This is a genomic window from Arthrobacter cheniae, from assembly GCF_003602275.1.
In the GTDB taxonomy this organism is placed as follows: Bacteria; Actinomycetota; Actinomycetes; order Actinomycetales; family Micrococcaceae; genus Arthrobacter_D; species Arthrobacter_D cheniae.
In genome coordinates this window covers 1-6324 of sequence record NZ_QZVT01000023.1, presented here as the reverse complement: position 1 = coordinate 6324, position 6324 = coordinate 1, and the positions used below count along the sequence as shown (strand labels likewise).

Below are 6324 nucleotides of genomic sequence, written 5' to 3'. Positions count from 1 at the left end.
CGAGGAGCGCGGTTTCTGCGGCCAGCACACGGGCATGACCGACCCGCTCTGCATGCAGGGCCCGCTCCTCTTCGGCCCAGGCCGGTAGCAGTTCGTCCCCGAGCAACTGAGCCGAAGCAAGCTCGAGTGCTTCGGTGAGCAATGGCAGCGCGGCCGGTGGCGCTGCCACGCCGGCCAATCTGGTGAGAGTATGAAACCGGTTCAGATCGAGATCCACGATCGACGGTTCGATCACGTAGCCGCCCGTGACGGTGCGCAGGGGGCCTGCCCGGCCGGCTCCTGGCTGCAAACGCCGTCGGAGGACGCTGACATAGCTTTCAAGGGTAGGCAGTGCGCCTGCTGGAGGATTGCCGTTCCACAGGAGATCGATCATTCGGGTCTTCGAGACCGCGGAACCGAAATTCAGGAGGAGGATTTCCAGGACCTGACGGGGCTTCGGCCCACCCAGGTCGTTCGCGTTCAGGGTGGTGCCACCAATGCAGATCGCCAGTGGACCCAAAACCTTGATCTGAAGTGCCGACGATTGTCGGGACGCTTCGGTAGCTTGAGCCAAATCGGTTTTTTTTCCCACAAATTCCAAAGCAATCACAATGTCTTGTCCCAGTTTGAATTCGCTACCGTCTCTGCACCATTAGAAACAGGAAGTGAACGAGTATGCACGAGTAGTAGCTACTCAGTTCGTCAGGGCAGTACTTAGGAGTGTGAGCGGCGGCTCGGGTCCAGGGTGGTTCTTGTGTCGTCATCCTCCCTCGACGATCACGACCAGAGTGACCGGCACCGGACGGAGCGGTTACATGCCCGCCGACCGCGGAGCGGTTCGATAACCCCTGCTGCTAGGTACGGACTTTCCAACCGGAGCCCTGCTCATTCGAATGGTCCTGAGTTCTAGTCATCCGGCCACGACATACAAGCTGCTAATCTTCGGCGCGAATCTTCCATCGCTGCGTAAAGGATGTAGCGGACAGACCGAGTACGGATGAGCAGGGCTGCCTCGCCTTAGTTGAACGTGAATGCAGGGGGCACGACGCACCGGGGTCCGGTTGCTTCCCAGAATTCTGCGGAAGCAACCGGACCCCGGTGCTGATGAGTGTCGTTCTACCTATCTGTTGGTGACAGCTGTCGGCCCGGCAGTGCCTCCCACTGTGGACTCGATCCAGACAGGGCCTGGGTTGGTGGTGCCCGCGGCGGCGTTGCGCAGCCGAAGGGTGTAGACGCCACCGGTTTCGGGGGCGGCTGCCGCGGTCACTGGTGCCGTTCCGATGATGCGGCCGGTAGGACCGCCAGCGCGGATGGTGATGGTCCCGCCGACGACGCTGCTGGTGCCGCCGATCCTCAGATCGCCCGTCTTCCACTGGGCCAGGCTGATGGTGACCCTGTCCGCAACGGGTGTCACCTTGACCTCATCCGTCTTCGTGGTTCCGCCCACGGTGACGGTAAGGCGGAAGGTAAGCGGGTTGTTGGTCATCGGGGTCCTGTAGATCGGCAGGCTGAACGTCGGCTTCAACGTGGTGCCTCCGGTGACGGTGACCTTGTCCGGGTCAGCCGTGCCCGTCAGGACCTGCTCCCACTGGTAGGTGGCGCCGGCGGTGGTGGAGCCGGTGCCGTCGAGGGTGACCGTGGTAGCGGCGGTGCGGCGTGCGACGGTCTGGTCCGGGCCTGCATTGGAGACCAGGGCGCCCTGAACGGTGACAGGCGCGCTCTTGGCCGACTCGGGTCCGGCTCCGTTCTCGTTGGTCGCCTTGACGGCGAACTGGTAGGCGGTGTCACCCTGTAGCCCGTCATAGACCAGCGTGGTGACATTTCCGGCGACCTCCTTAGCAGCGCCGAATGGTGTGCCGTCGGCCGTGTAGGCCTGGACCGAGTAGCCCAGGATGGTGAGGTCCGGTCCTCCGGAGTCGGGTGCGGTCCAGGACACCTCGGCTGTTCCCTGCCCTGCAGTCGGTGCAGTGGTGAAGGTCGGGGCGGCCGGTACCGGGTCGTTGGTGATGGTGAAGGTCACTTCACCCTTGTCCGAGACGTTGCCGGAGGGATCGATGGCGGCAAAGGTGAAGGTGCTGGTCTGCGCCACGGGGATCGGCCCGGTGTAGAGAACCGCATGGTCCGTGCTCATGTCGGCAGAGACAGGGGCTGACCCGTCGGTGGTGTAGTAGATATCGCTGCCGAGTTCACTGGCTGAGAGTGTCAGCTGCTGCGCGGTGGAGAACGTCCCGCCGTTGGGTGACCCCGTGACAGTCGGGGACGTGATGTCGGTCTGGGTGAAAGCATGGACCGCGGGGAAGGTCTCGCCGACCTCACTGACGGACGTCACGTAGACGTCATACTCCTCATCGGTCTTGAGGCCCCTGATGGTCGTACTGGAGGCCTGCGGGTTGCTGATCCGCACGCCCGATTCGACTTGCTCGTTCCCGGAAGCGGTCTGCGCGACAGCGGTGACGCGGTACCCGTCGATGGCCGGGGTACCGGGTACGGCCTTGGCGGGAGCCCAGTTCACTTTCAGTTCGCCGTTGACCTTGGCAGCGGAGACATTCGTGGGTCCAGCAGGACCTGACTGCAGGGGCCCGTTCGGGCAGCCACCCATTCCGGGGCCACCCAACTCGCCGAACTCGGCAATGGTGAGGCCCTGCCGGTTGGCGTCAGCGTCCTCCTCCTGCCAGGCCATGGCGCGCGCACCGCCGGCATTGGCCACCAGCTCGGCTGCGGCTGTTTCGTCGAAGATGTAGGTGGCGGTGAAAGTGTCGGGGCCGTCGACACCGAATTCGAGGCTGGAGCTGTACCCCTCATCGGCGGTCAGCGGTCCGGCAACTGCTCGGACGTCGCGGCGCCCGATACTGGTGTCCTTGAGGGCGGGGTCGATGACGCGTTGTTCCATCTGAGCCCTATTGACCCCGGCCCCGACATGACCCCTCACCGTCACGGTATTGCCGTCCAGGACGGAGTTGGCCGTGACGTACGTGTCCTGGACCAGGGTGGAGCCGGCCTCGTCGCCGCCGAACCTGATCGACACGCTGTCTCCGGGCCGGATGTCGGGGGTGACATTCAGACCCGTGCCGGCACCCCAGCACACTCCGCCGGGGTGGTTGATCTCGAAGGCCACATCACCGGCCGAGACGAGGCTCTGTGCCGAACCGACCACACCGACGTTGGGGCGGTTGACTTCCACCGTGGCCACCTGGCCGATCCGGTCTTGATAACCCTCGATCGTGACGAAATCTCGATCGGGGAAGGCGACGACGTTGTCCGGGAATGCCGGTACGGCCGCATTGGCGGCCGGAACGGCCAGGAGGGACGTAGCGCCGAGGACGGCGGAGACCGTCGCGACGATCGCAGTCCGTCCGAAAGCCTGGCCGCGGGACTTCGATTGTCCCGGTTCGTGTAGTGCAGATTTCATGACAACCTCACTGAGCCTCATTGCGTGAGCAAGGGGTTCACGCATGGTCACAAGCTAGGACGCCCACCTTCGGGAAATGTTGGGCGCGGGTCCGTCTGGCACCGCGATTGGGCCGGAGACAGCATCGCTGGTCCCTCTTGATCGTCGGTGCCTTCGTCCGTGTTTTCGTCGATTCCTAGGACTTCCTAGGGTTTCCCTAGGGACTCCTAGGAAGACTGGCCGGCATGTTATCGAAAGCTTCCCCCGGCCCCACATCGACGCGTAGTTCCTCAGAACTGGAGCGTTCGCCGTCGCCGTCGCATTCCGCTTCACCGTCGGGTTCCTCGGGTTTGCCTGGTCCCAGGTCGAGGCTGGGTCGTGTCCGGTTTCTTGTTCCGGTTGTCCTGTTGATGATCGTGGGGGCAGTGGTTGCGGGGGTCCTGTTGGCTGCTCCGCGAACGCCCCCGGCCTTGCTGGGTGCGTCGGCCACCGTCGATGGTGGTCTTGCACGTATTCAGGGGGTAATACCAACGGAGACCGACGGGTGGATGCCTCCCTCACCTTCGGCTGCGTTTGCTGATCCGGCCGGGGAGGGCGCCCATCGTGTTCGGATCCTGCTGGAGCTCACCGCGATGGAGGAGGACGGTTTGTCCTTCGACCCGTCGGGGTACGCCGTTTCGGCTCTGGGCGATGGGACCTGGGAGCCGGTGTGGTTTTCTCCTGCTCCTTCGGCGGCTCGCCAGGGGCAGACCATCGACGCGGTGCTCGTGTTCGAACTCCCGGATCGGGCCATCGATCTGACCCTGAAACTGCCAGGAGGACCCGGGCTGTCCCTCGGCGAGGGACACCACCGCGGGTGACAAGCACGGGGCTGTCATCTGCGGTGTGGGGTTCTACCTCGGGCTGATCAGCGCAGGCGTTCCTGCGTGCTGCGTATGACCGAGAGGTCAGGAGAAAGGGCATCCCCGGGATACGGGGGTGTTCTTTGGTATGTATGACCGGGGTGTCGAGTGTGGGGTGTTGTTTTCTTGGGGTTTGCATGGGTGTTTCTAGGGGTTGTCCAAGGATCTGCGGAGCGGGTGCATGAAATCTCCAACCTGAGTGCGGGATGGTCTGTTTACCAACCAAGGGAGACCAGCAATGCCTACTTCACGGCCTACTTCACGCCGCCAGGTCCTGCTCCTGGGGGGACTCGGAGTCCTCGGAGCAGGTGCAGCAGCTGTGCCGACGAGATCGGTGGACGCCAAGTCGGTGAGCCGACTCGACGACCGGGAGATGCCGCGACCATTCCGCGTTCCCTTCGTCCAGGCACCGATCCTCGAGCCATATGCCACAGGCACAGATGCCGCGGACGGAGCGCCGGTCAACTACTACCGGTTGACGGAAAAAGCCGCTGTGGCCAGCATCCTGCCACGGCTTACTACACCTATCCTCGGCTACAACGGTCTGTTCCCCGGGCCGACCATCAGCCTGGACCAGGGAACGAAAGCCGTCCTGAGAATCCGCAATCAGCTCCCGGCCCAACATCCGCTGGACGGACACGCCCTCTCGACGTCCACCCACCTCCACGGGTCCGCGTCATTGCCGCAGTACGACGGTTACGCCAGCGACATCACGAATCCGGGGTTCTACAAGGATTATCGTTACCCCAATTTCCAGCCGGCCCGCACGCTCTGGTATCACGACCATGGCGTCCACTTCACCGCTCAGAACGCGTATTCAGGCCTGGCAGCGCAGTATCACATGCACGATCCCCTCGAACGGCAGCTGTTGCCGCAGGGCCGCTACGACGTCGCCTTGACCGTCAGCGATGCGATGTTCGCCGAGAACGGCTCGCTGGGCTACGACGACAACACCCACTCGGGGCTCTGGGGAGATGTGATCCTGGTCAACGGAAAACCCTGGCCCGTGATGAAGGTACAGAAGCGCGTGTACCGGTTCCGGATCCTGAACTGCTCCATCTCCCGCTCCCTGCGGCCAACGCTCAGCACAGGGGCCCCCCTCATCATGGTCGGTACCGATGGCGGTTTGATGCCGGCAGCACAGAGCGTGGCGAACTACCGCCACGCCGGAGCGGAGCGGTACGAGGTTTTGATCGACTTCCGGAAGTACACAACGGGGCAACGGATCGAGCTCCGGAATCTTTCCAACAAGAACAACGTCGATTACGACTTCACCAGCAAGATCATGGCGTTCGACGTGACCGACGAACCGGTGGATACCACGGACCCGACCTGGAACCGGATTCCCACCACCTTGGTCGGCAGCGAGGCCATGTCGCTGACACCCGCGCAGTCCGTGAAGACCCGCAGGTTCAGGGTCAAGCGCAACGACATCACCAATATGTGGACGATCAACGACGACAGTTGGCAGGACGTCATCGCCAGCGCCTACAAGAGAGTCATCGCCGATCCTTCGCTCAACTCGGTGGAGATCTGGGAGATCGAGAACAGTTCGGGCGGCTGGTTCCACCCGCTGCACATCCACCTGGTGGATTTCCAGATTCTCAGCCGCAGCGGGCGTGCCCCCTTTGCCTACGAGCGAGGTCCGAAGGACGTGGTGTACGTAGGTGAAGGGGAAACCGTCCGGCTCCTCATGAAATTCGGTCCTCACCAGGGTGTCTACATGATGCATTGCCATAACCTGCCGCACGAGGACCACGACATGATGGCCCAGTTCCGCGTCGGCTTGAAGGAAACCGACTATGACGTCAACGATCCGATGACGGCTGCTCGAGCTGTATGGGATGACGAGGTAGGTTGAGGGCCAACCAGCCGCCAGGCAGCGTCTGGCGGCGGCGTCGGTACCCTCGACGGCCGCCACCAGCGCGCGCAGTCGCAGGACGTTGGCACCGACTCCTGGTGGTAGCCCTGATTCCCCTCCTCGTCGTTCTCGCCCTCCGTGCGTGGGTGATAGAACCGTTCACCGTCTCGTCGGACAGTATGGAACCGACCATC

At 63.2% G+C, this 6324-nt stretch carries 4 protein-coding genes; 2 read left to right on the top strand and 2 right to left on the bottom strand.

All coding sequences use genetic code 11. The annotated features are described in order from the left end of the window. Together D6T63_RS18715 and D6T63_RS18710 are read right to left on the bottom strand one after the other, a co-directional pair. Positions 1-553, bottom strand: a 553-nt coding sequence (locus D6T63_RS18715) for an AfsR/SARP family transcriptional regulator (protein ID WP_235830873.1), incomplete at its 3' end; no start/stop codon positions are given. A 546-nt stretch (positions 554-1099) separates the two neighbouring features. Then, a complete protein-coding gene (locus D6T63_RS18710; RefSeq protein WP_120150840.1) occupies positions 1100-3388 on the bottom strand; it encodes a fibronectin type III domain-containing protein in 2289 nt (762 codons plus the stop codon). A gap of 527 nt (positions 3389-3915) precedes the next feature. Here D6T63_RS18710 and D6T63_RS18705 point away from each other — a divergent pair. Together D6T63_RS18705 and D6T63_RS18700 are read left to right on the top strand one after the other, a co-directional pair. Beyond that, positions 3916-4227, top strand: a complete 312-nt coding sequence (locus tag D6T63_RS18705; protein ID WP_120150839.1) for a hypothetical protein — start codon at positions 3916-3918, stop codon at positions 4225-4227. A 280-nt stretch (positions 4228-4507) separates the two neighbouring features. Beyond that, the gene (locus tag D6T63_RS18700; RefSeq protein WP_120150838.1) at positions 4508-6130 is read left to right on the top strand and encodes a multicopper oxidase family protein; all 1623 of its coding nucleotides are present in this window, start codon (positions 4508-4510) and stop codon (positions 6128-6130) included. Positions 6131-6324: the final 194 nt, after the last annotated feature.

Coding starts and splice junctions, on each gene's coding strand:
- D6T63_RS18710 (WP_120150840.1), bottom strand. CDS start 3,388: ATGAAATCTGCACTACACGAACCGGGACAATCGAAGTCCCGCGGCCAG.
- D6T63_RS18705 (WP_120150839.1), top strand. CDS start 3,916: ATGCCTCCCTCACCTTCGGCTGCGTTTGCTGATCCGGCCGGGGAGGGC.
- D6T63_RS18700 (WP_120150838.1), top strand. CDS start 4,508: ATGCCTACTTCACGGCCTACTTCACGCCGCCAGGTCCTGCTCCTGGGG.